General features: G+C 63.8%; 24 protein-coding genes. 9 read left to right on the top strand and 15 right to left on the bottom strand.

Features of this window, described 5'->3' with window-relative positions; all coding sequences use genetic code 11:
* Window positions 1-24 precede the first annotated feature (24 nt).
* The 5 genes from RZE77_RS27025 to RZE77_RS27005 all read left to right on the top strand — a co-directional run bounded on the left by RZE77_RS27025 (window position 25) and on the right by RZE77_RS27005 (window position 4,877).
* Window positions 25-1,056 carry a glycosyltransferase gene (locus RZE77_RS27025; RefSeq protein WP_319442422.1) on the top strand — a complete coding sequence of 344 codons (1,032 nt, stop codon included), beginning with the start codon at window positions 25-27 and terminating at the stop codon, window positions 1,054-1,056.
* Window positions 1,057-1,159: 103 nt separating this feature from the next.
* Window positions 1,160-2,392 (top strand): glycosyltransferase family 4 protein, encoded by a 1,233-nt coding sequence (locus RZE77_RS27020; protein WP_405546688.1) that lies wholly within the window; start codon window positions 1,160-1,162, stop codon window positions 2,390-2,392.
* A 128-nt stretch (window positions 2,393-2,520) separates the two neighbouring features.
* On the top strand, window positions 2,521-3,099 hold the full coding sequence (locus RZE77_RS27015) for a class I SAM-dependent methyltransferase (RefSeq protein WP_319440034.1): 579 nt from the start codon (window positions 2,521-2,523) through the stop codon (window positions 3,097-3,099).
* Between the two features lie 12 nt (window positions 3,100-3,111).
* Window positions 3,112-4,275, top strand: coding sequence for a DegT/DnrJ/EryC1/StrS family aminotransferase (locus tag RZE77_RS27010; RefSeq protein ID WP_319440033.1), 1,164 nt, complete (start codon window positions 3,112-3,114; stop codon window positions 4,273-4,275).
* Window positions 4,276-4,280: 5 nt separating this feature from the next.
* Window positions 4,281-4,877, top strand: coding sequence for a sugar transferase (locus tag RZE77_RS27005; RefSeq protein WP_319442420.1), 597 nt, complete (start codon window positions 4,281-4,283; stop codon window positions 4,875-4,877).
* Window positions 4,878-5,088: 211 nt separating this feature from the next.
* Here the strand turns inward: RZE77_RS27005 and RZE77_RS27000 are convergent, their stop codons facing one another.
* From RZE77_RS27000 to RZE77_RS26970, 7 genes are all read right to left on the bottom strand, one after another.
* Window positions 5,089-5,403 (bottom strand): energy transducer TonB, encoded by a 315-nt coding sequence (locus RZE77_RS27000; RefSeq protein ID WP_319440032.1) that lies wholly within the window; start codon window positions 5,401-5,403, stop codon window positions 5,089-5,091.
* 345 nt (window positions 5,404-5,748) lie between these two features.
* Complete coding sequence (locus RZE77_RS26995) at window positions 5,749-9,657, bottom strand: pilus assembly protein (protein WP_319440031.1); 3,909 nt, start codon at window positions 9,655-9,657, stop codon at window positions 5,749-5,751.
* Between the two features lie 42 nt (window positions 9,658-9,699).
* On the bottom strand, window positions 9,700-10,308 hold the full coding sequence (locus tag RZE77_RS26990) for a pilus assembly protein PilX (protein ID WP_124959126.1): 609 nt from the start codon (window positions 10,306-10,308) through the stop codon (window positions 9,700-9,702).
* Between the two features lie 99 nt (window positions 10,309-10,407).
* Window positions 10,408-11,547: a PilW family protein gene (locus tag RZE77_RS26985; protein ID WP_319440030.1), complete on the bottom strand. Its 1,140-nt coding sequence runs from the start codon at window positions 11,545-11,547 to the stop codon at window positions 10,408-10,410.
* Window position 11,548: 1 nt separating this feature from the next.
* Window positions 11,549-12,016, bottom strand: a complete 468-nt coding sequence (locus RZE77_RS26980; protein ID WP_319440029.1) for a type IV pilus modification PilV family protein — start codon at window positions 12,014-12,016, stop codon at window positions 11,549-11,551.
* Complete coding sequence (locus RZE77_RS26975; protein ID WP_021013048.1) at window positions 12,010-12,621, bottom strand: GspH/FimT family pseudopilin; 612 nt, start codon at window positions 12,619-12,621, stop codon at window positions 12,010-12,012. Before RZE77_RS26975 ends, RZE77_RS26980 begins: the two co-directional genes overlap by 7 nt.
* Before the next feature lie 7 nt (window positions 12,622-12,628).
* Entirely contained in the window at window positions 12,629-13,108 is a 480-nt protein-coding gene (locus RZE77_RS26970) for a type IV pilin protein (protein WP_319440028.1), read from the bottom strand.
* A gap of 157 nt (window positions 13,109-13,265) precedes the next feature.
* Between RZE77_RS26970 and RZE77_RS26965 the strand changes: the two genes are divergently transcribed.
* Window positions 13,266-14,963: a PglL family O-oligosaccharyltransferase gene (locus tag RZE77_RS26965; RefSeq protein WP_319440027.1), complete on the top strand. Its 1,698-nt coding sequence runs from the start codon at window positions 13,266-13,268 to the stop codon at window positions 14,961-14,963.
* 3 nt (window positions 14,964-14,966) lie between these two features.
* Here the strand turns inward: RZE77_RS26965 and moaC are convergent, their stop codons facing one another.
* A complete protein-coding gene (gene moaC, locus RZE77_RS26960) occupies window positions 14,967-15,452 on the bottom strand; it encodes a cyclic pyranopterin monophosphate synthase MoaC (RefSeq protein WP_319440026.1) in 486 nt (161 codons plus the stop codon).
* A 55-nt stretch (window positions 15,453-15,507) separates the two neighbouring features.
* Between moaC and RZE77_RS26955 the strand changes: the two genes are divergently transcribed.
* Window positions 15,508-17,073 (top strand): M48 family metalloprotease, encoded by a 1,566-nt coding sequence (locus RZE77_RS26955; RefSeq protein ID WP_319440025.1) that lies wholly within the window; start codon window positions 15,508-15,510, stop codon window positions 17,071-17,073.
* 37 nt (window positions 17,074-17,110) lie between these two features.
* Here RZE77_RS26955 and RZE77_RS26950 read toward each other — a convergent pair whose 3' ends face one another.
* The 3 genes from RZE77_RS26950 to RZE77_RS26940 all read right to left on the bottom strand — a co-directional run bounded on the left by RZE77_RS26950 (window position 17,111) and on the right by RZE77_RS26940 (window position 18,792).
* A complete protein-coding gene (locus RZE77_RS26950; RefSeq protein ID WP_125965381.1) occupies window positions 17,111-17,464 on the bottom strand; it encodes a phage holin family protein in 354 nt (117 codons plus the stop codon).
* An 84-nt stretch (window positions 17,465-17,548) separates the two neighbouring features.
* Complete coding sequence (locus tag RZE77_RS26945) at window positions 17,549-18,013, bottom strand: hypothetical protein (RefSeq protein ID WP_319440024.1); 465 nt, start codon at window positions 18,011-18,013, stop codon at window positions 17,549-17,551.
* A 29-nt stretch (window positions 18,014-18,042) separates the two neighbouring features.
* Window positions 18,043-18,792, bottom strand: a complete 750-nt coding sequence (locus RZE77_RS26940; RefSeq protein WP_319440023.1) for a TerC family protein — start codon at window positions 18,790-18,792, stop codon at window positions 18,043-18,045.
* Between the two features lie 490 nt (window positions 18,793-19,282).
* Between RZE77_RS26940 and RZE77_RS26935 the strand changes: the two genes are divergently transcribed.
* Complete coding sequence (locus RZE77_RS26935) at window positions 19,283-19,747, top strand: DUF3717 domain-containing protein (protein ID WP_125965383.1); 465 nt, start codon at window positions 19,283-19,285, stop codon at window positions 19,745-19,747.
* 13 nt (window positions 19,748-19,760) lie between these two features.
* Complete coding sequence (locus RZE77_RS26930) at window positions 19,761-20,066, top strand: putative signal transducing protein (RefSeq protein WP_015867910.1); 306 nt, start codon at window positions 19,761-19,763, stop codon at window positions 20,064-20,066.
* 1 nt (window position 20,067) lies between these two features.
* On the opposite strand, the gene RZE77_RS26925 is transcribed toward RZE77_RS26930, so the two are convergent.
* The 4 genes from RZE77_RS26925 to purB all read right to left on the bottom strand — a co-directional run bounded on the left by RZE77_RS26925 (window position 20,068) and on the right by purB (window position 25,537).
* Window positions 20,068-20,628, bottom strand: a complete 561-nt coding sequence (locus RZE77_RS26925) for a YaeQ family protein (RefSeq protein WP_319440022.1) — start codon at window positions 20,626-20,628, stop codon at window positions 20,068-20,070.
* A 34-nt stretch (window positions 20,629-20,662) separates the two neighbouring features.
* On the bottom strand, window positions 20,663-22,801 hold the full coding sequence (locus RZE77_RS26920; protein ID WP_319442419.1) for a TonB-dependent receptor family protein: 2,139 nt from the start codon (window positions 22,799-22,801) through the stop codon (window positions 20,663-20,665).
* Window positions 22,802-22,879: 78 nt separating this feature from the next.
* Window positions 22,880-24,022 carry a PepSY-associated TM helix domain-containing protein gene (locus tag RZE77_RS26915; RefSeq protein WP_319440021.1) on the bottom strand — a complete coding sequence of 381 codons (1,143 nt, stop codon included), beginning with the start codon at window positions 24,020-24,022 and terminating at the stop codon, window positions 22,880-22,882.
* Window positions 24,023-24,157: 135 nt separating this feature from the next.
* A complete protein-coding gene (gene purB, locus RZE77_RS26910; RefSeq protein WP_319440020.1) occupies window positions 24,158-25,537 on the bottom strand; it encodes an adenylosuccinate lyase in 1,380 nt (459 codons plus the stop codon).
* Window positions 25,538-25,617: the final 80 nt, after the last annotated feature.

Raw genomic sequence — 25,617 nt, 5'->3', positions numbered from 1 at the left:
CATTTACGGCGCTGGGCTCAAGCGATGGTTCAGCGTGGTTTTCGTGTCAGCGTCATAAGCACGTCGGTCGCGTCGATCGAAGGGGCGGAGATCATTGTGTTGCCCCTCCCTCGGCGAGCTTGGGATTGGTTTCTGCGACTGGGTGCTCTGCGACATGCGGTACGTTCGCTTGCACCAGATATCGTTCATGCGCACTATGTAACTAGCTATGGATTGTGGGGCGCCGCCAGCTCTGGACGGCCCTTGGTGCTTACCGCATGGGGTAGTGACATACTTGTTACGCCCCGTCGAGGTCGTGCCTTGCGGATGCTGACAGGCTGGATTTTGAGGCAGGCTTCGCTGATTACCGCGGATTCCCGCGATGTTCTAACTGAGATTAGACGGTATCGGCCAAGCGGGTCATTGCACGAGATTTTTTGGGGTGCTGATGTCACGCAGTTCCATCCGACCCCATCAGATCGCCGACCCGGATTTCATGTTGCGAGTATGCGAGCCTGGGAGGCCAACTACCAAATCGATGTGATAGTCGAGGCGTTTTCTAGATTCCTAGCGAAATCCCCACAGTGTGATGCGACGTTGCACCTGTTCGGGGGAGGTAGCCAAGAAAATAGTTTGCGCTCTTTGGTCGAAAGGCTTGGGATCAGCGAGCACGTCATCTGGCACGGACTTCTTCCCCCGCACGCCTTAGCGCACGAACTTGCACTTTGTGATGTATCAATATCGGTCCCCCAAAGCGATGCGACATCGGTGTCCTTGTTGGAATCGATGGCCTGTTCGTTGCCGGCGATCGTCTCCGACCTTCCCGCGAACCGGCAGTGGATTGATGCTTCTGGGGGCTACGTCGTGCCGGTAGGTGATGTGGATGCCATAGCCACGTCGCTATGCGAGGTTTTTGAGAACCCTGCCATGCGAAAACAAAAGGGCGCATTCAATCGGAAGAAAATTGAAGAAGTCGGCTCATCGAATCAACAAATGGATCTGATGGCGGTGCTGTATGCCGGTCTTGGTCGGTGTCGAAAAAACGAACGCGTTACATCGGCTTCAGGAAATCGATGAACTCCTTGAGTTTCAACTCTCGGATGCCGTCTGCATATGTGCAGCGGTGCGAGCTAAGCCAAGCTGATGCTCGCTCTACAAGTATGGGACCGGGGTTGTTATTGTGAGAATTCTCTTGATCAATCACTATGCGGGCTCTCCTCTGCATGGCATGGAATACAGACCCTACTATCTAGCAAGAGAGTGGGTCAGGGCTGGTCATGACGTGTGTGTGGTCGCCGCTTCCCATTCGCACGTGCGCAGAGTACAGCCGCCAGTGGACGAAGGCGCTGTTGATCAGTTGATTGACGGGATACGCTATTGCTGGCTGCCCACCCCAGCCTACGTGGGAAATGGTGTCAGCCGCCTTCGAAATGTCGGGTCTTTCGTGCGGCAGTTGTGGCGCGATGCCGCCGACTGGGCAACTAAAGTTCGACCTGATGTTGTGATCGCTTCCAGCACATATCCGATGGATTTTTGGGCCGCTCGTCGCATCGCTCGTTATTGTGGGGCCAAGCTCGTCTACGAGGTGCACGACTTGTGGCCGGCCTCACTGATTGAATTGACCGGCATGTCCGCCTTTCATCCTTTTGCCTTGTTGTGCCAGAAGGCCGAGAACGACGCCTATCGCGATGCCGACGCCGTGGTTTCAATGCTACCGAGGGTCGCCGAGCACATGCAGGCACACGGGCTAGACCTGCGGCGCTTGCATATTGTTCCAAACGGTATCGCCTTGGATGATTGGCAAGACGAAGGTGGCGAGCTCGAGCCAGATTTGTCGGGGCAGTTGCGTGACTTCCAAAAGGCCGGGAAAACCATCGTGGGCTACGCGGGATCTCACGGAATGCCAAATGCGCTAGATACGCTCCTTGATGCAGCTACATTGCTGCGTGACCAGGCGATCGCATTCGTTCTTGTTGGCGATGGCCATGAAAAGCAAAGACTCGCGCAGCGTGTCTTTGATGAGGGCCTGTCCAACGTCGCCTTATTTCCACCGATTGGAAAATCGCAGATTCCTTCCTTTCTTAGGAGGCTCGATATCGCCTATATCGGATGGAAGCGTGTATCGATTTATCGATTCGGCATCTCCCCGAATAAGCTCATGGACTACATGATGGCGGGATGTGCCGTCCTGCATTCTGCGGATGCGGGCAACGACCCAGTAGCAGAGGCAGAGTGCGGGCTGACCGTTGCCCCCGAATCGGCTATCGCCGTTGCCGAAGGAGTCAAGGCGCTTGCCGTATGCTCAGCTGAAGAGCGAGCCGCTATGGGAGCGCGCGGGCGGGCTTTCGTCATTTCCCGGCACAGCTATCGAATGTTGGCGCAGCAGTTTATTAGTGCGGTTCGCTCATCATGATGGATAAGGAGGATCATGATGAGCTGTTGAGCGTTGTGCAACGCTATGCGCGGCGTCTCAGAGTTGATGGCAGGTACAGCATGCTTAAGTCTGATGTGTGGCATACAGTGCACGAACGACAGCGTGCCATGATTGCCCTGTTTTTAACACTCGGATGGTTTGATCTGGAGAGAAGGCGACTGATTGAAGTGGGTAGCGGAAGCGGGGGCAACTTGCTCGAACTCTTGCGCCTGGGTTTCGATCCCTCGAATTTGAGAGGTGTCGAGCTACTGCCTGAACGCCATGCGCAAGCGCGCCGTTTTTTGCCTGAAGCCATCGCATTGCACCTTGGTGATGCCATGAAGCTCCCGGTCGATGCTGAGTCGCATGATGCCGTGCTGGTGTCGACGGTTTTTTCCTCGATCCTGGATGACGTGTTTCAGCAGCAGCTCGCTGACACTCTGTGGGGTTGGGTGAAACCCGGAGGCGGGGTGCTCTGGTACGACTTCACCCTCAACAACCCGCGCAATCCCGATGTACATGGCGTTCCATTGCGCCGCGTGAGGGAACTGTTTCCCCGTGGCCGCGTGGTGTCCCGGCGCGTTACCCTTGCGCCCCCTATTGCGCGCCGTGTTACACGCGTGCACCCCTCCCTCTACACCTTCTTCAACGCCATTCCGTTGCTGCGTACGCACGTATTGGCGTGGATCGAGAAACCTTTACCTTGATCGACCGCATCCATGCCGTCAGAACTTCCTTTCCTGCCTTTTGCATTGCCCGATACTGGTGAAGAAGAAATCGCAGAGGTTTCCGAGGCCATTCGTTCCGGCTGGATCACAACGGGGCCGAAGGCGAAGCGCTTCGAGCGTGACTTCGGCATGTTCCTTGGAGATACCCAGCTGCATTGCATGGCTGTCAATTCTGCAACGGCGGGCCTTCACTTGGCCTTGGAGGCGCTCGGCGTTGGTCCAGGTGACGAAGTCATCACCACAACGCATACCTTTACCGCCACTGCAGAAGTAGTTCGTTATCTCGGTGCCGATGTGGTGCTAGTTGATGTCGACTGTCGCACGCTATGCATCGATGTGCGGCAACTAGAAGCAGCAATCACGACACGCACGAAGGCAGTCATCCCTGTTCACTATGCTGGGCTCTCTGCGGACATGACTACGGTGATGGCAATTGCGCGTAAACACGGACTCAAGGTAGTGGAGGACGCTGCGCATGCACTTCCTACAACATCCGACGGTCGGCTTGTAGGAACACTTGATTCTGATATCACTGTGTTCAGTTTTTATGCCAATAAGACCATCTCTACCGGCGAGGGAGGCATGGTGGTGACTCGGGATACGAGCTTGGCCGAGCGTATCAAAGTCATGCGCCTGCACGGCATCAATAGAGATGCATTCGATCGCTTCCGCTCGACCAAGCCTGCTTGGTACTACGAGGTGATTGCTCCCGGCTTCAAGTACAACATGACGGACATAGCTGCTGGAATGGGAATTGCGCAGCTCGCAAAGCTGCCGCGCTTCGTTGCGCGTCGGCAGTATCTGGCCGAGCGCTATGGCGAACGACTGGCTTCATTGCCGTTGTTGCTTCCTGCCTTACCTCCGCCCGGTGAAATACACGCATGGCATCTGTACGTCATCCGCCTTACGGAGAATGCAACCATATCGCGCGATGCCCTAATCCAAGCCTTGTCGGACAAGGGCATCGGGACCAGCGTGCACTACATACCGCTTCATCGCCAGCCCTACTGGCGCGATCGTTATGGGCTGAATGCGCAGATGTTTCCTCATTCGGAAGCCGCGTATCAGCGGATGCTCAGCATCCCTCTGTTTACCGCCATGGATGATTCAGACCAAGATCGGGTGATCGCAGCGCTGCACGAGCTATTGAGTTGAAGTTGATGGCTAAACGGGCATTCGATATCGGCGTGGCAATGGCGGCTCTGCTGGTCTTATCACCGATTCTCGCAGCCGTAGCTATCTGGATCAAACTCGACTCGCCAGGCCCCGCGCTGTTTCGTCAGGAGCGGGTTGGCTTGGGAGGTAGGTGCTTCCAGATCCTCAAGTTCCGCACTATGCGTCAGGACTCTCAGACCTACGGATCCCTGATCACGGTCGGCGAAGATGCGCGTATTACACGGGCTGGGTCATTCTTGAGGCGATACAAGCTAGACGAGCTTCCGCAGTTTTTTAATGTCTTGCGTGGCGAGATGAGTGTGGTGGGTCCTCGGCCTGAGGTGTCGCGTTATGTCGCACTCTATTCATCGGACGTGAAGAACATCGTCTTGAGTGTTCGGCCCGGCATCACCGATCCGGGATCCTTGGCGTTCAGAGAAGAGTCCTCACTGCTCGCGAAAGCGCCTGATCCGGAATCGCACTACATAAATGTGGTGGTGCCGATCAAACTCGCACATAGCATTCAGTACGTGCGGACGAGAAATCTCTGGAGCGACATCCAAATCATTGGAAGAACACTAGCAGCGATTTTTCGCGGATAGAACGAATCGCAGGGCCTGCGGGGTGGCTTGATCTCGCAGATATGTGTCCTGCATTCGTGTAAGCCTATGGCAGGGCGGATCAAGTGACGCTGCCCACAAGGTCGCGCATACGTATCGATGCACAGTTGCCAAGGGGACATCAATATCGTATTGCGCATCGCTGGCGCGATCAACGCGCCGAAAGGCCCCGCTTGCGAAGCGCAGGCGTGCATCAGGGCGCGTAGTCGAAAACCACTTCGACCCGCTGGTGCGACTTGACGGCACGGCCATCGACTTCGCCAGGAGAAAACTCCGCGGCCATGAAGGCCTCGCGAGCCACTTGCTCGAAAGCGGGAGGGAGTGCCGGCTCCTCGGCATCCACGCGCTGCACGCGACCTTGTTCGTCAATGAAGAGCGACAGAATTCCGACAAGACGGCCGGTCGCTAGCTCGCCGGGCGGCGGTTCGAGGACGATGGCCGTCTTGGCAACAGGCGGCATCGATAGTTGATTGCGTGGCACGTAGCCGTCGCTTTCAACCTCGACCATGACTGCGGGAGGAGACGCAACAGGCGAGGCGTCCGTCGACCGTTCCTCCTCGGACGCGGATGCACGGCCGGACGTATGAACCACTTCGGCCGCCTGAAGGGACTCACGGGTCGGTAAAGGCAAAGGCGGGGGCGGCGCAGGAAGAAGGGGGACCGTTCGCACCCGCATGGAGGAGGCAGCGTCTCCGATCACACCGGTCGGCGCACCTTTCGGGGCGACAGGCGAAATTCGCGACGAAAGCACTGCAGCGTGAAGCGCCAACGAAAGCGCCGCGCTCGCAAGAAGTACGTATCGCATCCTTGTCTGGCCCGGCGCATGCCGGGCCAAGACCGCTTTCATCGAAGTTCAGTCCACCAGCTCGCGCCAGGAGGTTCTATGCACGCTGCCGGAGCCGGACGATGTCGCCACCGGCGGCGTCTCGATCACGTTGTCGCCATTGCTCTTCTGGTAAATGATGCGGGCATTGCCGTTGCTGTCCTGCACCCAGGTCATGCCCATGATCAACCCGTCGGTGCTGAAGAGCCCGCCGGCCGGGTTGGTTGTGACAACGCCGCCATTGGCCACATTGAGGTAGTAGCGCCAGGCCGTGCCGCCCGACGCGCAGGCGTCGCCGTTCGGGATGGCGGTGGCAACCGACAGGGTGCTGAACTGCAGGCCCAGGTTGGTATTCACGCGTTCACGCGAATGCGGCAGGTCGATCCACCAACCGCCCTTGGTCGCCCAGTTGACGGACGTGTTGGATACCGAGGCCGATGTCGCAGTTGCCACAGGACCATTCAACGTGAATGTCTGCCTGACGAAGTTTTCAGTGTCGGCGCGCACGTCGCTCCATCCGGTAGCGATCAGCGTGTCCCTCACCGCATAGATGCTTTGCTGTGTCGAATCCGCAATGTCCGACGAACCCAGGTACCGGCCCGTCGCAACCACGACCACCGGCTTGCCTGAAATCTCCACGGTTTCCGGTTTTGTGGTGATGGGTTGCGGCGTCGAGTCGTTGATCTGGAACTTTGCGAGCCGCATCGCTGCCCGGTTGGGTTGCAGGAGCCCGTCGATGTCGAAGCGCCAGAGGTTGCCTTGCTGATCGCCGCCGTAGAAGCGCTTGGCTGTGTTGTCGCTGGAGCTTTCGATCCAGGCGTTGATCTTTGCAAGGCCGCTCGGGGCGGTGCTGCTGCCGTCGCTGGTGGGAATGTCCAGCAGCAGGGCGCCGGTGTTGGCATTCAGAACGTAGAGGTGACCCTTGCCGTCGCCGCTGGTGTTGTTGTAGCCGGAAGCAAAGGCAACGATCCAGGTGCCGTCGCCGCGCTTTGCAATCACCGGGTTGCCGAAGCTCAGGCCCAGGTTGGGATCGGTGAACTCCCAAAGAGCCTTGGGATCGCTGGGGTCGGTAATGTCCAGTGCGTAGTAACCGCGGCCGCCGCTGTTCAGGCCGCCAACAACAATGGTCTTCCAGGTGGTGCCGACCTTGATGTCGCCCATGACCGGTGCTCCGTCCACGGAGTATTGGTGCTTCGAACCATAGCTCGTGTCAGCCATCTTGTAGAGGTTGGGCATGACGGCGCCTGGAACATAGGCCCAGAGTTCGGTGCCGCCTGCACTGCCGGTGGCGGCCGAGAAGGCGTGCAGCATGCCGTCGTTCGAGCCAACGTACACCACGGGTGCGCGGGTCGATTGTGCCGTAACGAAGTCGGCGTAGCCGGCGTCGGCATAGCGGAAGGGCGGCTTTCCGACATAGACCGGGGCGCCGTTGATGATGTCGCCCAGCACGTGTTCGCGTTTGCGATAGAGCGCGGCAATGCTGTTGTTGGACGTGTCGACGCTGGTCGTTTCGTAGGTGCGTACGCCGCGCAGGTAGTCGACGAGGTTGGCGCCATTGTTGGCCAGGGTCTTGTTGCTGTCAGAAAGCACCGAGCACTGCGCGGCAATCAGGGTCTGGCTGCACAGATTGTCGAAGTAACCCCTTTGCGCAGTGCTCAGGTTGCCGTATTCGAAGCTCCGAAGGGCCGAACCGTCGCTGAAATAGATCCTGCGGTCCGAAGCGCCCGTCGCATCGAGCTTTGCCTGCGCAGACCACGTGGCGGTATTCGCAATGACGCCCGTTGAACCGTTGATTGCAAAGGCCTGCAGATCGCCGGTCCACAGCTGCGTGGTGTAGCTGGCACGGAAGACCAGGTTGTTGTCGCCGGCCACCAGTTGGAGCGAACTGGTCGATGCCGTGGCGCCCGAGCCCGAAACCTGCTGCACCGACGTGACGACGCCGTTGATGGCTTCGCTCAGCGCGCCGGCATTGAGTGCCGAGTAATACTGGCCGCGGCCATTGACGGCCGCATGCCACAGGTCATCCACGTTGGTGGCGTTGCCGCCCTGGCCGTCATTCAGGTCCGCGCCCTCCGGCACGGGCCAGTTCAATCGGCCGCTGGTCAGGTCAACATAGGAGCCGGCGGTCTGGGTCAGGTAGTTCTTGTCATAAGGCAAGGTACCACTCACGCCGAGGCCGATGGTGAACGAATTCATGTGCTGCCATGAAGCCCTGTCGCTCCCCACCGGGCGCACGATGTTGCTGCAAACATCCTGGCTGCTGCCGGAACTGCTCGAAGTGCAGTTGCCGAGCGCACTGGTTCGCAGGTCCGTCGCAAAGTAGTACTGGGCAACGTCGGCCAGCGTATTGCCGGTACCCCCTGAGGTGGACTGCGTTTGGGTTGGCGTGCCTGTAACAGGAGCCTGGGCAACCGGCGTCGAGTTGGTTATGGCTGCCGGTGTAGACCATGCGCCCCAGGTTCCTGCGACTGGAACCGAATAGACCGTTACGTTGTCGCCCTTGGCTGTCTGGTAGGTTGTGTTTGCGGTTCCGGCCGTGAAGCTGCTGCTGGCGGTGGGAGGGCCATTGCTTGTGAGCGACTCGGTCGGTGTCGCGGTACTGATCCAGTTGGAAGTGACTGGCGTGCTGGTGCTTCTGGACGTCTCGACACCGTCGGTTGTCACTACCGTCTCGGCGTAGGACAAGGTTGCGGATTGAGGCGTCGTACGGGTTCGGGTTTGCGTCTCGGTGTAGCTCTGATTTGTACGCGTCGTGACAGGATATCTTCCTCTGTTTGAACCGCTGGTGGCTGGCGTTGAAGAAACAGTGGTGGCGGTACGCGTCCAGGTTCTGGTTTGGGTCTGCGTGGAAACCGAGTTTCTCGTCAGCGCCTGGGTGTAGGGCGTCACGGTTGTGACGATGACCTGGGCGTCGTCCCTCATGGGGCGCGCCTCGGTACCGTCTTGCTGCCCGATCTCACTGGTACCGTTGAGCTTCAGGCCCTTGGTCTTGTTCCAGTAGCCGTCCGTCGAGAGGAGCGCATAGTTGCGTTGGCAGGAGTACTGGACGGGGTCGTAGCTCTGATCAGGAGCCTTGTTCGCAAAATACCGTCCCGCCTTGGACAGGGCCGAGCGCAACGGTGTCCACCCGTTCGGCGAGGCACTGTAGAGGCTGTTGTAGAAGTTGGTTTTTTGCGCCAGATCGAAATCTTTGACATCGCGAAAGTAGTTGTCGCCATCCACCGCGGTTCCATCGCTGATTGTGCTGAAGCCAACGCGGTAGCTCGAGTCGAGCGCCGCGATCGCCCGGCCCATGGCGGTACGCATCAACAGGTAGCGCTTGCGGTAGTACGAATACCAATTGGCGTAGTTTTGAGCTTCGGCGGAAGCGCTGGTGACCCTCACCGGGTGAAAGAGCGTGGTCGTTGAGGTGGTCGCGGTTCTGCATTCGTTATAGAACGTGTTCCGGACAGCTCCCTCGCTTGTGTAGGCCCAGCCCATCTTGGGCTGAGTACCGCTGTAGGTGTAATAGACCTGGTCGTTGAGATCCGTGGTGGGATTGGTGGTGGGGTTCGCTGCTTTGTAGCCATCGTCGCGTGCGGCTGTAAAAACCGCATTGGGATAAGACGTTCCGTCCGCATTGAGCGGTGGCGAATAGGTCATGGTGGGGTCGTAGGCCACGCCATTGCATTGCGCGGAACTGTATCCATACCTGCCGCTGGTCATTTGGTCCGGCATGTAGTCGTTGTCCATACTCCCCGAATCGTCCAGAACGAACAACAGGTTCGGCTTGGCTTGAACGGCAGGCAGCGTGGCCAGCGGCTGATTCGACAGGTCTGTGGAGGCCGCCTCGACAACGGGGGCGAACAAACCCACCAGAAATGCACAGACCATCACCGCGCAGCAGATGGCCTGCCTTTGGGGCTTTCGATCGAGGACAGGAGTGAGTCTATTTTTCATGGTGTTGGGTTTTCCGTCTGGCGCCGGATCGGCGCTCCCTCATCAGAAATGGACAATGGTTTCGGTGAAGCTGGCTGTGTTGCGCGCGCCCAGCACGCGCACCACGATGCGGTAGTACGGTCCGGATGCACCACCGGCAAAAGGCTGCTCGGCGTAGTTCATTTCGCCCTTCTTGGTCACGCTGGCACCGCTGCTCGAAATCGGCTTGGCGCAGCTGATGCTTGCATCCGTGAGGTAGTTGCCTGGTTTGGAGCAGAGCCTGAAGATGACGAAGCGTGCGTTGTTGTTGTTGATGGTGCCGGCATCTGCGGTCGTGACGGTGCAGCCGTTGTATGTGCCCGTCGTGGCGGACTGGCAGGTATTGCCGTCCCAGTCGATCAATTGGCGGTTGTTGCTGGCGGCAAGTTGCCGGCCGGTTACATCGATCGGCGGTTTTGCCGTGACCCCGTCGGCAGCAAGCTCCTGCGTGCTTGCGTAGTAGCCGCTCGAAGCAGCGTCGGTGTTCAGGCTGGCGCTGTTGGCAGTCAGCCAGTCGATGGCCTGGCGCGCGGCCTGGTCTGCGGACGAGGTGGCATCCTGCTTGAAACCCATGTTGCCCAGCAGCAGCGTGCTGGTATCGACCGAACGCACCAGCGCCAATGTTGCAAGCAAAAGCGCGACCAGGGTCAGCAGAGCGAAAAGCAGTGAGACGCCGCGCTGAGGGCTCCGGCGTTGGGAAAGATTCGATGGTCTGATTTGCATGGCGATGGCTCAGGAATTCCAGAGAACGTTGCGCAGCGGCACGATCGTGTCGTAGACCTTGAAGCGGTAGTGCTCCCATTCGGGGACGTGGCTCACCTTCAGCCCAAGGCACTTGCTCGCGCCATGGCAGGTCGCAGTGCCTGCGATGGTGGCGTTGGCACCGACGTCCCACTGAGGCGGCCCTGCTGTGACGGCCTCCTTCTCGTATTGGTTGCTGCGCGCTACTACCGCAATACGAATCGCGAGCACTTGCAGCCAGCCGGCGTTGGTGGTGGGCGTGGAGTTGTCGTAGGTGTCGACAACGCCGTCGCCATTGGTGTCCTTGCCGTACATGGCCTGGACGTTGACGATCTGCGGATAGAGCTCCAGCGGCGGGTTCGTCAGCGCCCCGTTTACAGGGGAGCGTTCGACCATCTGGAGGCTGTTGGCGCTACTGACCGAGTAGCTGCGATAGACCATCGAACCCATGTTCAGCAGATAGCTGCCCGACGCGTATCCACTCGTCGGAAATATGCTGTTCTGGTTCCATTTGCTTGCAGCGGTAGCGGCGTGGGGTACGCGTGTAGGGCCCAGTGTCGTGGCTGGAGATGTCGTGTCGTTGGTCACGCTGAACAGCGTGCACCCCATGCCGGTGCCTTGTATTTTTGGCACGGCGATCATCATGTTGCCGACCACCGCGCCGAATGAGGATGCCACCTCGAAGTAGTTGCTGGACTGCGGGTGGTCTTCCTTGAGAACCATGGGGGCCGAAAAGTTCGTGGTCCGGCCTTGCAAGACAGTGATCGTGTCCGGTGCGTTGGTGTCGGTGTCTGTGCCGTTGGTGATGACGACCGGAGCCAGCGGAAAGACGAACGACGCGCCACCCGCGTCGTACTTCCCCGTCACCGGGCAGCCGAGAGCATCCGGGCTGGCTGCTGCACCGTAGCCCGCCATCTGCACATCGCGCTGAAGCGTGAAGAGCGACAACGCGCCATTGACCTGTGCATCGCTGCCCATGGTGATCGAGCGCTTCTTGCCTTCGGCGAGCGCGAGCACCTGGCTGATGACCAGCACTGTGAGCAGACCCAGGACAAGGCCGACCATGAGCTCGACCAGGGTGAAGCCCCGCTGGGAAGGATGCTTGGAGAGGATGTATTTAGCGGTGCGCATCTCAGTTCGCAGCCTTGGAGACGGTGGTGTGCGTGACGTACTGGTGCGTTTCGCCATTCGGCATCGTCCAGCTGATGGTGACGGCGACATCGCCAGAGCTTGCGTTGACAGTGACGGCGCCGGTTCCACCAGGCAGGCTGCTGCTGACCTTTCTCTGCCATTCGCCGCATCGAGCTTGAGAGGCGCAGCCGGTGCCGTTGTAGCTCGCAAGATTGGTGAGGTCGGACCACATGCGTCCATTCAATTCGCTGGCCAGGTAGGTGGCATCGGCGCGCACCTTGGAATCGGTCTGCGCTCGCGTCATCGACGCCTGCAGGCCGACGAGACCGAGCACGCCGAGCATGAAGATCAGCAGCGCAACGAGCACTTCGATCAATGCGACGCCCCGCGTTTTCAGGGCTTGGCGAGGCGTGCACCGCACATGGCGGATTTGGCCGGACGCGCGCGTGCGATTCACTCGGTTCAGCATTTGCGGGGATCCTTTGCCGTGCTGTCGACGATGGCCGGCTCGCACATGCGCACCGAGCCGGAGGGCGAGACAACGATGCGCAGCGCGCGGGTGCCTGTAGTGGTTCCGGTCACGTCGATCTGGCCAATGGCATCGCTATTGGCAATGCGCCCAAAACCATTGAAGGTGACGCTCGTACCCTCGGTCGATCCGTCAGCGGCTTGAACCGCCGCCACAGTGACTCTTCCGCCGGTGTCGCCGGCGGGACGCCCTGTAACGATCATGGGGGAGCTGGTCGTCGACGGGGCGTCGGCGCAATGCCCGATCGGGGAATTCACGCTCACGATCCACGCGCCGCTGGCACCCGAGAGAGAGCAGTCATCGCTCAGCACTGCCGGGTCATCGAGAGACACCAGCCAGAGCGACACATTCTGATTGCGCCGCACAGCCTCGCCGCGCGCCAGTTGGAGCCCGTTCTGCAGCGAATCGGCAACGTTGCGAATGCGGGTGTTTTCCAGCCAGGTGCCGATGCTCGGCATGACGGCGAAGAGGATCAGCGCCAACACCGCGATGGTGACGATCAGTTCGACCAGAGTGAAGCCGCGTTGCCGCATGGTGATCGACATGGTTCGATCAGCAAGCGCTGCTGCTTGTAAGCCAGCACGATTGGGTTACGGTGCTGCCTTTGAACTGGGTGGTCGCGCGGTCGCCATTGTGGTTGAGGGTGTAGGTGTGTCCGACCGCTTGCCCCGCGCTTCCGGTGGCGGTGATGACATAGTTCTGCTGGCTGTTCGAAGTCGAACAGGTGTAGCTGAAGTACTTGACGTTGGGAGGCGAGAAGGCGGCTGCGGCATTGGCGGCGCAATTGGTTCCGGAAGGACCGTAGTTGCGGTTGTCCTGGTAGTACTGCTCCATCGTCGCCCGGTAAGCGGACAGCGTATTGAATGCCTCCGGCAATTGGCCGCGGCGCACATAGTCGTTGTACGCAGGAATCGCGATCGAGGCCAGGATGCCGATGATCGCCACAACGATCATCACTTCGATCAGCGTGAAGCCGGACGAACCGCGCTGCGCCTGGACGGCGCGACGCAGAGAGCTTGCTTGTTTCTTCAAGAGACACCTTTCGGACCGATTCCGGGCCTTCCGCCGGAGGGCGGGCAACAGTTGTAGACAGTTGTCTAAGAATGTCTCCAAATGTGTTTTTCCGCAAAACCGCTCGTCTCCCACCCGCCGCCATTCGTCGGCCCGGCCGGTCGGCACAATTGGCGGAATGACTTCCCGCGCAGCGCCTGCCGAGGCGGCCGCTCTCTCGCCTAAAGCCGTCGGCGCCGTGCGTGCCGGGCTGGTGGCGTTTCCGTTTCTCTGTCCGCTCGTGGCCGGCCCGTCGGTCCAGGCCTGGCAGCTGCTGGCCACCTGGGTCTGCCTGGCGGCGATGCTTCTGGCCATTCCTGCCGCCGTGCCGGCGCGCGGCATCTGGGCCTGGCTGGGCGCTGGAGCGGCGGCGGTCGTGCTTTTTTCCTCCCCGCACACCGGCGCCGCCGCATGGCTGCCGGCGGTGGTCGTGCTCGCCGCCATGGCGGCCGCGGCCTGCGTGGGCGCGGGCATGGTGCGCGGCGGGCCGGGCACCTCGGGGGTGCTGGCGGTGGGCGTGCTGGTGGCCGGCCTCGTCAGCGCGGTGCTCGGCCTGCTCCAGTACTACGGCTTGGCCGAGCCGCTGGTGCCCTGGACCACCACGCCCGCGCTGGGCCAGGCGTATGGCAACCTGCGCCAGCGCAACCAGTTCGCCACGCTGATCAGCATGGCGCTGGTGGCTGCGCTCTGGATCTACGCTGCGCAGCCCTCGGCGCGCATTCGGCGCTGGCTGGTGGCGGCGGCGCTGCTGCTGCTGGTGGCTGCGGCGGCGTCCACTTCGCGCACGGGCCTGCTCCAGCTGCTGTCGATCGTGGGCGTTGCCGCGTTCATTGCGCGGCGGGAGCGCCGCGGCGTGGCCCCGGATGGCGCCGGTACGCCGCCCTTCAGCCTGCCGCCGCCGCTGGTGCTGCTGGCGATGGTGCCGGTCTACTTCGCCATCGCCTGGCTGCTGCCGCAGCTGGCGGCGGGCGAGGTCGAGGGCATGATGCAGCGGCTGCAAGAGGGCGCGCCGGGCGACCACACGCGGATGATCCTGTGGCGCAATGTGCTCTCGCTGATTGCCGCGCATCCGCTTGCGGGGTGGGGCTGGGGCGAGCTGGCCTTCGCGCACTACAGCACGCTGTACGACGGGCCGCGCTTCCCGGAGATATTGGACAACGCGCACAACCTGCCGCTGCATCTGGCGGTGGAATTGGGCATTCCGGCGTCGGTGCTGATCTGCGGCGGCTTTCTCTGGATGGTGCTGGCGGCCAGGCCCTGGCGCGAGCGCGATCCGGTGCGGCTCATGGCGTGGGGCATGCTGGGCGCGATCGCGCTGCACAGCCTGCTCGAATATCCGCTCTGGTACGGGCCGTTCCAGCTGGTGTTCGGGCTGTGCCTGGGCATGCTGTGGCCGGCGCGGGGTGGCGGCATGGCTTTGCCGCCTGTCTTGTCTTCCATCGCGGCCGCGGTGCTGATGGCGGTGGTCGGCTATGCCACCTGGGACTACATCCGCATCAGCCAGATCTACCTGGCGCGCGACGAGCGCCTGCCGGCCTATGAGGACGGCACGCTCGCCAAGGCCAGGAAATCGTGGCTCTTCTCAAGGCAGGTCGACTTTGCCGAACTCACGCTCACGGCCGTCACGCCGGCCAACGCCGCGGCGATGCATGCATTGGCCGAGCGCACGCTGCATTTCTCACCCGAGCCGCGCGTGATCGTCAAGCTGATCGAGAGCGCCGAGCTGATGGGGCGGAGCGAGGAGGCGCGTGACCAGGCGGAGCGTTTCCGCATCGCCTTTCCGGCGGAGTACGAGCGCTGGCTGAAGGGGCTGCCGGTGGACGGGCAGGCGCCCTAGGCTTTAGGGGGCGGCCAGGTAGCTCCCCGACTTGCCGCCATGCTTTTCCAGCACGTGCACGTCGGTGATGCGCATGCCGCGGTCCACGGCCTTGCACATGTCGTAGATGGTGAGCAGCGCCACCTGCACGGCGGTCAACGCTTCCATCTCGACGCCGGTCGGTCCCACGGTCTCGACCGTGGCGGTGCACACCACCTGCGGCGCGTTGCTTTTTTCGGCCAGCGCAAACGCCAGCGCCACGCGCGTGAGCGCCAGCGGGTGGCACAGCGGGATCAGGTCGCTGGTCTTCTTGGCGGCCTGGATGCCCGCGATGCGGGCGATGCCGAGCACGTCGCCCTTCTTGGCGGTGCCCGATTCGATCAGCGCCAGCGTGGCGGGCTGCATCTCGATGCGGCCCGTGGCCACGGCCACGCGATGGGTGGCGGGCTTGGCCGCGACGTCGACCATGTGGGCCTGGCCCTGGGCATCGAAATGGGTGAGGGAACTCATGTGTGAACGTTCGGGTGTAGAGGTGCATCATACGAGCCCGAGCCATGGACGAGGAATGCCGCGCTTGACTCCCTTTGCCACCAAAAAGACTTCCGCCGCGCCCACACTGCGGTCGCTCTGTGCTACCGTTTTGATAGCGTGCCAGGTGCTGCTGCCGGTACCGGCCCGCGCCCAGATGCAGGTGCTGCCGGGCTTGGGCGACGGCGGCGAAATGACCGCCAGCGCCGAGCGCCAGCTGGGCGACCAGATTGCGCGCGAGCTCTACCGCGACACCGACTACATCGACGACCCGGTGGTCGCCGCCTACGTGCAGGACATCTGGCAGCGCCTGCTGGCCGCCGCCCGCCAGCGCGGCGAGCTCACGCCCGAGCTCGACGAGCGCTTTGCTTGGACCATCCTGCTGGGGCGCGACCGCAACATCAATGCCTTTGCGCTGCCGGGCGGCTACCTGGGCCTGAACATGGGCCTGATTGCCACGGTGGGCAGCCGCGACGAACTGGCCACGGTGCTCGGGCACGAGCTGTCGCACGTCACGCAGCGCCACATCTCGCGCATCATGAACCAGCAGGGCAAGCAGATGCCGCTGATGCTGGCGGGCCTGATCCTCGGCATGATCGCGGCCAGCAAGAGCCGCAACGCCGATGCGGGCCAGGCCGTGATGATGGGCAGCCAGGTGCTGTTCATGCAGAACCAGCTGAGCTTCTCGCGCGACATGGAGCGTGAGGCCGACCGCGTCGGCTTTGGCGTGATGACGCAGGCGGGCTTCGCGCCGCAGGGCGCGGCCGCCATGTTCGAAAAGCTGCAGTACGCCTCGCGCCTGAACGACAACGGCTCCTACCCCTACCTGCGCAGCCATCCGCTCACGTCGGAGCGCATCTCGGACATGCAGGGGCGCTTCCAGTTCCGCCCCGATACCGCCCCGGCCATGCCGCTGGCCATGGACCACGCCATGATCGCCGCGCGCGCCCGCGTGCTCACGCGGCCGGGCGTCGACGTGCTGCGGCTGTGGGTGGATGCGGCCTCCAGCGGCGAATTCGCCAAGAGCAGCGCGGCCCAGCAGGCCGGCACGCTCTACGCGGCCGCGCTGTCGGCCAAGGAACTGCGCGACTTCCGCGCCGCGCGAGCCATGGCCGAGCGGCTGACGGCGCGCACGGCCGACGACGCCTCGGCCGCCAAGCTGGCGCGCTGGCTCCATGCCGAGATCGAGCTGGCCGGCGGCGGCGCCCCCAAGGCCGCCAGCCTGCTCGACGCCAAGTCGAAGGAACGTCCGGAGATGCTGCTCGCGGCCGATGCCGCCGTGGCCACGCGCCAGCCCGGGCCCATGGTGCCGGTGCTGCGCGACTGGGTGGCCACGAATCCGCGCGACGCCACCGTCTGGCGGGCCCTGGCCAACCTGTATGGCGCGCAGAACGATTCGGTGCGCGCGGTGCGCGCCGATGCCGAGGCCAACGTGGCCATCCTCGACTACCCGGCCGCACGCGACCGCCTCAAGGCCGCGCAGGAGCTGATCCGCAAGCCCGGCGTGCCCGTCGACCACTACGAGGCGTCGATCATCGACACCCGCGCGCGGGCCGTGGAGGTGCTGGTGAAGCGGCAGGCCGAGGAGCCGCCGCTGAGGTGAAGCCGGGCAGCGCGAAAGCGCCGCCCGCCCTGGCGGCTCAGCCCTTGGAGAGCAGGCCGCCCAGCGCGGCCTCGATGACCAGGCCCAGCAGCGAATAGATCAGCGAGCCGATCAGCGCCGCCACGAAGCCGCTGACCTGGAAGCCGGACAAAAGGCCCGACGCGGCCCAGAACAGCAGCGCGTTGATCACGAACAGGAACAGCCCGAGCGTGACGATGGTGACCGGCAGCGTCAGCACCACCAGCACCGGCCGCACGACCATGTTGAGCAGGCCGATGACGGCCGCGGCAATCAGCGCGGAGCCGAAGCTGTTGACCTGGACACCGCTGTAGAGATAAGCCACCGCCAGCAGCGCGACAGCGCTGAGCAGCCATTTGATGATGATGCGCATGCGGCGCAGGATACCCCAGAGCCCCCAAAACAACGAGCCCCGGAGCGTTGCCGCGCCGGGGCTCGTCAGGGAGAGGTTGCGTCCTTATTCGGCCAGTTCGTTCGCCAGCACCAGCAGCGCACCCATGCCCATCACGGCGCCCGGAAAGGCCCAGCCCGACTGGCGCGCAGGCGCCTGGTCGAGCGTGACCGGCTCCAGGTCGACGCCGATCTTGGGGCGGCGCGCATCGACCACCAGCGTGGCCGCATGCTCGCGCTTGAGCTGCTGCGTCAGTTCGGCCAGCGGGCCCTTCGCCAGCACCGGCGTCACCTGTCCGCCATTGCGCTCGAGCAGCGGCAGCAATTGCGCCTGCACCTTGCTGAACCACTTGGCGCGCCAGTTCTCGCGCGCGCTGTGGCTCACCCACTTGCTGATGCGGTGCGTCATGCGCGGAGCGCAGGCCACCAGTACCCAATGGCGTGCCACGACGCTGTTGGCGTCCGGAGCAAGCTCGGCGAACTGCTCGGCCGCGTAGCCGGCGTCGTCGACGTACAGAATGACCTTTTCCATGGGTGCTCCTTCAAGTGGTTAGGCGGCCGTCAGCTCGACGACGTGGCGGCTTCGGCCGGCTTCTGGCGAGCCTGGCGCACGGCCACCCACTTGCCGACGGCCAGCACCAGCAGCGCGCCGGCAATGCCTGCGGCGTACCTGATGGTGTCGGTCTGAGGGAGCTTCGGCACCCAGGTCCAGGCCGCGGTGTTCGCCAGCGCGGGGTCGGACACAGCCATGGTGCCGGCAATCCAGCCCAGCAGCATGCCGCCGAGCGTGATGATGATCGGGAAGCGGTCCATCAGCTTGATGACCAGCTGGCTGCCCCAGACGATGATCGGAATGCTCACCAGCAGGCCGAAGATCACCAGCGGCATCTGATGGGCCTGGCCGGCGCCTTGCGCGGCACCGGCAATGGCAATCACGTTGTCCACGCTCATCACCAGGTCGGCCACGATCACGGTCTTGACCGCGCCCCACAGCTTGTCGCTGCTCTGGATGTTGCCGTGCGCGTCGTCATGGTCGGGTGCCAGCAGCTTGATGCCGATCCACACCAGCAGTGCGGCACCGACCAGTTTCAGGAACGGAATGGCCAGCAGCGTGAGCGCGAAGAAGATCAATATGACCCGCAGCACGATGGCACCGGCCGTGCCCCAAAGGATGCCCTTGGTGCGCTGCGCGGGCGGCAGCTTGCGGCACGCCAGGGCAATGACGACGGCGTTGTCGCCACCGAGCAGGATGTCGATCATGATGATCTGACCGACCGCGACCCAGAATTCCGGGGTCATGAACTGTTCCATAGATTCCTCTTGTCTTCGCGCGGTCCGTCCATCCTAGGCTGGATGGCGGCGGTCCGGCGCATGCGTTGCATTTCGATCCATCCCGTGCAGGAATGTCGAAGCGATGGCGAAGACCGGGCAATGAAGACCGGGGATTTCTGGAACGCTTCGACCAAACCTGCGCAGGTTCAAATCGAAGGTCTTGCTCGACAGCGCGCACCCCGGAGGGCACGTGTTGCCCGACAGGCCGGAAGTGTTGTGCTTCGTATTGACGACCTGTCGATTTCCGCCGTTGTGCGCGGCGGTCGGGAGCTACTCCCCTTCGTGGGCGGGATTAGAGCATCGCGGCCCCTGTTCTGGCAACCTGAAAATTTTTGGGCCTCAAAAAGAATGCTCTCGAAGGCCGTATGAACAGGGGCTGCGGCGCTATGGGTTTTGTAGCTCCTATAACCTTCGGCTGACGTGGGACATTGCCGGACTATGATCGCCGCTCGCTGATTTTTCTCTCTTCATGGCCGCCATTCACATCACCGACATCGAGGCCGCCATCAACCATTGGCGGGAGAAAAGCCCCTCGCCCGACGGCATCACGCTGGCGCCCGAATTGCGCGCGCTGGCCGAGGTCTACGCGCTCATGGTGTTCCACCACGAGGACGAGGTCGACGAGTTCGGCTTTCCCGAAAAGGCCTGGGCCGCCTGGCTCGACTGGTACCACAGCACGCCCGACACCCCCTGCATCGCGATCTGCTCCACCAGCCAGGGCGACGACCAGTGCAAGGGCTGCGGGCGCAGCTTCGACGAGGTGCAGCACTGGCCCGCCATGACGCCGGCCGAAAAGCGCGTGACCTGGCGCCGCATCACCATGGAAGACTCGGCCTGGCGCTTCAACAAGTACGCGGAGCGTGCACGCGAGGCCGAGCCGCCGCAGTGGCCCGACGATCCCGCCGAACCCCTCGGCCCCGACGACACCCCCTGAAAGAGGCCGCCCCATGCGCCGCCTTGCCCAGGCTCCGAACCTCGCGATCGCCGCCCTGTGGGTGCATGCGCTGCGGGAGGAGGGCGTGGAGGCGACGGTGCAGCGCGAATACCTGGGCGCCGTCATGGGCCAGCTGCCGCCCGACCAGTGCCTGCCCGAGATCTGGATCGACGACGAAACGCAGTTCGAGCGCGCGCAGCAGGTGCTGCATGCGGCCCAGCATCGGCCGCAGCGCAATTGGCAGTGCGCCTGCGGCGAGCGCATCGAAGGCGGCTTCGAGCAGTGCTGGCACTGCGGCGCGATGATGCCGGTGGCCTGAGCTACTTCCAGCGCAGCAGTTCGACGTCGATGCTGTTCGTGCCGTCGCCCAGCGTCAGCGTGTTCTCCTGGATCGTCGCCTGCAGCTGCATGCTGCGCTGCGCGAGCGCTGCCAGCGCCTGCGAGGCTTCCGTCGGCACCCGGTAGACCTGCAGGTTCTGCGGCCGCGAGAGCTTGTTCTCGATGCCGCGCCACCAGATCTCGGCGGCATGGTTGAAGCAGTAGACGATCACCTCGTCCGCCTTGCCGCAGGCCTTGATGACGGGCTTGTCCTCGGGCTGGCCGACCTCGATCCACAGCTTGGTCTCGCCGGTGAAGTCGCGCAGCCAGACATCGGGCTCGTCCACGTTCGACAGGCCCGCGCCGAAGGCCAGCGTGCCGTCGCCGTTGCACACGTCCTGCAGCTTGTGCGCGTTGAGCGCGAGCGCGACGAGCCGGATCATCATCCGCTCGTCGGTCTCGCTCGGGTGGCGCGCCAGGGTCAGCGCATGGTCGGCGTAGTAGCCGTGGTCGATGTCGGCCACCGCGAGGGCGGCCTTGAAGATGGTGGATTTGAGGGCCATGGGTGCGCGAGTGTATGCGCCCCCACGGGCCGCGTCAGAACGCCACCGAGGCCTGCAGGTACACCGTGCGCGGCTGGCCCACGTACTTGCCGCCGTTGTTGTCGACCGAGCGGTTGTAGTAGCGGCGGTCGAACAGGTTCTTGACGCCGACGGCCAGCTTCAGGTGGCTCATCGAGGGGCCGAAGTCGTACGCGGCGCGCAGGTTCATGGTGGCGTAGCCCGGGATGTTGCCGAGCCGGCCGGTCGAGTCTTCCAGCGTGATGTACTGCGCACCGTCGTCGGGCGAGCCCGGCGAGCGCTGCTTCGACTGCGCGTACACGTCGGCATTGAAGGTCCACGGCCCGCGCTCGTAGCGCGCGCCGAGCGTGGCCACCTGGCGCGAGTAGAAGGGCAGGTCGCGGCCGGCAAAGGCCCCGGCCTTGGCGATGGCCTGCGTGTAGGTGTAGGTCGCCGACACCGACAGGCCCTTGAGCGAGTCGCTCAGGCTGCCGAGCTGGTAGCGCAGGGCCGACTCCAGGCCGCGGTGCCGCGTGGCGCCCAGGTCGGTCCACTGCCCGACGTCGCCGGTGATGGAGCGGGCCAGCAGCAGTTCCTTGTCGAAGTTGATGTTGAACAGCGTGAGCTCGCCGCTCCAGGCCTCGCCCTTGTAGTGCGTGCCGATCTCATAGGTCTTGGCCTTCTCGGGGTGCAGGCCGCTGGTGGACTGCGCGAGCTGCGCGTACTGCTGCGGCCCGAACGACACGCCGGCGTTCGCGAACACCGACCAGCGCTCGTTCATGCGGTAGAGCACCGACAGCGTCGGCAGCACTTCGTTGGAGTCGATCTTCGGGTAGTTCGCGCCGGTGACCCGGCCGTTCGCGAGCGTGAAGACGTCGTTGTGCGAGCGGATCGATTCGTAGCGCACGCCGGGCGTGACCGTCCAGTTGCCGAAGTCGATGCGGTCGTCGATGTAGAACGCATGGGCGGTGGTGCCGCCCTTGCTCGACTGGTAGGCGCGCTGGGCCAGCGTGTAGGCGTCGAAACCCGGGCTCGGCCGGTAGTAGCCACTGCGCGTCGCCACCTCGGAGGCCTCTTCCTTGAGGTAGCGCGCGCCGACGCTGATCTCCTGCACCACGCTGCCCGAATCGATCAGGCGCGAGTAGCGGGGCTCGAAGGCGTAGGTCTTGTAATTGCGTGGCGCCGAGGTCAGGCGCCGCTGGCCGGCGTTGGCGCCGGTGCCTTCCTGCTCGAGGTAGCTGCTGCGGTAGGAGTCCGTGTAGTAGCTCAGCATCTCGAACTTGTTCACGCCGTCGTCGTGCGTGTACTTGACCGAGCCGTCGGTGCGGCGTCCCGAGAATTCATCGAACGGACGGTCCGACTGGAACGGGTCGGCCGCGAACTGCGCGGTGGTCAGCCCGCCCGGCATGCGGCCCTTGCCCTCGAAGTGATGCAGCGTCACCGCGATGTCGTCGGTCTTCGACAGGCGGTAGGCGCCCTTGAGCATCAGGTCGTCGATGCTGGTGTGGTCGTTGCTCCGGCGAAAACCGTCGCCATGCGTGCCCGAATAGAGCAGCGCCAGGCCCAGGCCGTTCTCGTTGGTGCCGCCGATGAACAGGCTGGGCGTGGTCTTGGTGCCGCCGCCGTGGCCCGCGCTTTCCACGCCCACGCTCACTTCGCCCGCGAACTGCTTGGGAATCGGGCGCGTCACGAAGTTGATGATGCCGCCCACGTTCTGCGGGCCGTAGCGCACCGAGCCCGCGCCGCGCACCACGTCGACCGCTTCCAGGCTGCCGAGCGACAGCGGCGCCAGCGACAGCTGCGGCTGGCCGTAGGGCGCATAGGCCAGCGGCACGCCGTCCAGCAGGATGGTCGAGCGCGGCGACAGCCGCGAGGTGAGGCCGCGCACGCCCACGTTGAGCGAGATGTCGCTGCCGCCCGTGCCGTTGCTCTCCTGCACCTGCACGCCGGGAACCTGGCGCAGCGCCTCGCGCACGCTGGTGGCGCCGCTTTCCTGGATCTGCGTGCGCTCGATGATGCTGCGCGCGCCCGGGTGCTCGAGCACCTTGGTCTCGCTGGGCGTGCCGAGCCAGTCACCGGTGACGGTCACCGCCTCCAGCGACTTCGCGCCGGACGCGGAACCGGCCGGCTCGGCTTCGGCCGCCAGGCTCTGGAAGCTGATGGGGAACAGCGCCATGACCAGCGCGGCGCACTTCTTTTGTTTGAACAAGGCTTCTCCTCGGATATCAGTAAATCGAAAGCCGCGACGTCCCGCTCAGGAGCTCGTGCGGTTGTTGGCAAGGGCGATGTCGCGGGCCGCAGCGGCCACCGCACGGCGCCGCCACCAGAGCCAGATGCCGCTCAGGCCAAGGCCGCCGAGCGCCAGGCCGAGCAGCACGGTGATGGCCTGGTGCACCAGCCCGCCCAGCTCGCCCGTGTGCAGCGGATAGATCACCACCACCGCGCCGCTGCCGGCGTCCAGGTCCTGCCAGCGGCGCACCGCCAGCACCTCGCCCGTGAGCGGATGCAGCCACACCGAGCCGATGCCGTTCGGATGCGGATCGTCGGGCAGCCGGAAGCGCACGCGCATCGGGCGGTCCGGCTTGGCGGGCACCTGGGCATAGCCGATCGGCTGGCCCGGAAACACCTGCTGGGCGCGGGCGACGAGCTCGTCGAGCGAGAGCCGCGGAAGACCTGTTGCGGGGCCCTTCGGAACTACGGGCGGCTTGACCAGCTCCTGGCCCATGGCGGTGGAAATGAAGCCGCCGAGCGGCCGCCAGGCCATGTAGGCGCCCGAGAAGATCGACACCGCGATCACCAGCCCGAGCACCGCGCCGCCGATGCGGTGCAGGTCGAACAGCCCGCGCAGCAGGCCGCGGTTCAGCACGATGCGCAGCGACGGCGGCCAGCGCGTGGGCCACCAGAGCACCAGGCCGGTGACCAGCAGGAAGAGGTAGGCCAGCGCCACGAAGGCCAGGATGCCCTTGCCCGTGTCTTCCAGCAGCAGGCTGCTGTGCAGCTCGAAGAGCAGGTTGTAGGCGCCCTCGTGCGAGCCGCGCCGGCCTTGCTCCGCGCCGGTGGCGGGGTCGAGATAGAGCGTGCCGTCCCAGGGTCCGCGCACATACACCCAGAGCGTCTCGCGCGGGGTGCGCGGCGGGCGCAGCGTGAAGCTGGTGCCGGGGCCGAACTCGGCCAGGATGCGCTGGCGCAGCGGCTCGAGCGGCAGCGCGGCCGTTGTCGTTCCCGCATCGGCCGCGCTTCGCGCGACGAAGAGCGCGGGATGCGCATAGCGGTCGATCGGCAAGGCCACCACCAGCACGGCGCCAAGCAGCGCTGTGAGGGCCAGGACCGGACCGAGCGAAAGGCCGATCCAGCGGTGAATCTTGAGCCAGAGGCGTCTCAGGGGGGCGCGCAGCATGGACAAAAGGGACTTCGAAAAAGCCCCGTCTGGTTGTTGGCTGGCGCGCCGCAGGGGGCGCGTTGGCTGAAAAGGGGGCGTGGCACGACGAAAACAGCCGCCCTCGGGCGGCTGCGGCATCGGCGTGCGGGGAGGCTAGATTCTACTGGCGAGCTCCGCTGCCTTGCCCACGTAGCTCGCGGGCGTCATGGCAAGCAGGCGTTCCTTTTCCGCTTCGGGAATGTCGAGCGAGCGGATCAGGCCGTGCAGCGCCTCGGCCGTCACGGTCTTGCCGCGCGTCACTTCCTTGAGCTGCTCGTAGGCGCCCTGCACGCCGAAGCGGCGCATCACCGTCTGGATCGGCTCGGCCAGCACTTCCCACGAGGCGTCGAGGTCTTCGGCCAGCGCTTCTTCGTTGAGCTCCAGCTTGCCCAGGCCCGTGGCCAGGCTCGCGTAGGCCAGCGTGGCATAGCCGAAGGCCACGCCGATGTTGCGCAGCACCGTGCTGTCGGTCAGGTCGCGCTGCCAGCGGCTGATCGGCAGCTTCTCGCTCAGGTGGCGCAGCACCGCGTTGGCCAGGCCCAGGTTGCCCTCGGCATTCTCGAAGTCGATCGGGTTGACCTTGTGCGGCATGGTCGAGGAGCCGATCTCGCCCTTCTTGAGCCGCTGCTTGAAGTAGCCCAGGCTCACGTAGCCCCAGATGTCGCGCGAGAAGTCGACCAGGATGGTGTTGGCGCGCGCCACCGCGTCGAACAGCTCGGCCATGTAGTCGTGCGGCTCGATCTGGATGCTGTAGGGCTGGAAGTTCAGGCCCAGGCCGAGCGGCGCCGGCGTTTCGATCACCTTGCGGCTGAACGCCTCCCAGTCGAAGTCGGGCCAGGCCGCCAGGTGGGCGTTGTAGTTGCCCACGGCGCCGTTCATCTTGCCGAGCAGCTGCACCGAGGCAATCTGCGCGCGCGCCTTCGAGAGCCGCACCGCCACGTTGGCGATTTCCTTGCCCACGGTGGTCGGGCTGGCGGTCTGGCCGTGCGTGCGCGACAGCATCGAGACGCCGGCGAACTGGTGCGCCATTTCGCGCAGCTTGGCAATCAGCCCGTCGATGGCGGGCAGCATGACTTTTTCGCGTGCGGCCTGGATCTGGAGCGCGTGGCTGGTGTTGTTGATGTCTTCGCTGGTGCAGGCAAAGTGCACGAACTCGGCGGCGGCCAGCAGCTCGGGCCGGGCTTCGAACTTGGACTTGATCCAGTACTCGACCGCCTTCACGTCGTGGTTGGTGGTCTTCTCGATGTCCTTGATGGCCAGCGCGTCGGCCTCCGAGAAGTGGGAAACCAAGCCCAGCAGGTACTTGCGGGCGCCGCCCGTGAGCGGCTTGAATTCGGCAAAGCCGCAGTCCGACAGCGCGATGAACCACGCCACTTCGACCTGCACGCGCCGGTGCATGTAGCCCTGTTCGCTCATCAGCGGGCGCAAGGCCGCGAGTTTGGCCGCATAGCGGCCGTCAAGTGGGGAGAGGGCGGAAACGGTGGAGAAGCTCATTCCCCGAATTTTAGGTGGCTTGCCGCCGATGCACGTTTGCCACGGATCGGGGCCCGCTCCTTGGCCCTTCCCCTAAAATG

Source organism: Variovorax sp. SPNA7, assembly GCF_033807855.1.
GTDB classification, from domain to species: Bacteria; Pseudomonadota; Gammaproteobacteria; order Burkholderiales; family Burkholderiaceae_C; genus Variovorax; species Variovorax beijingensis.
This window is presented reverse-complemented; position numbering and strand designations above follow the sequence as displayed.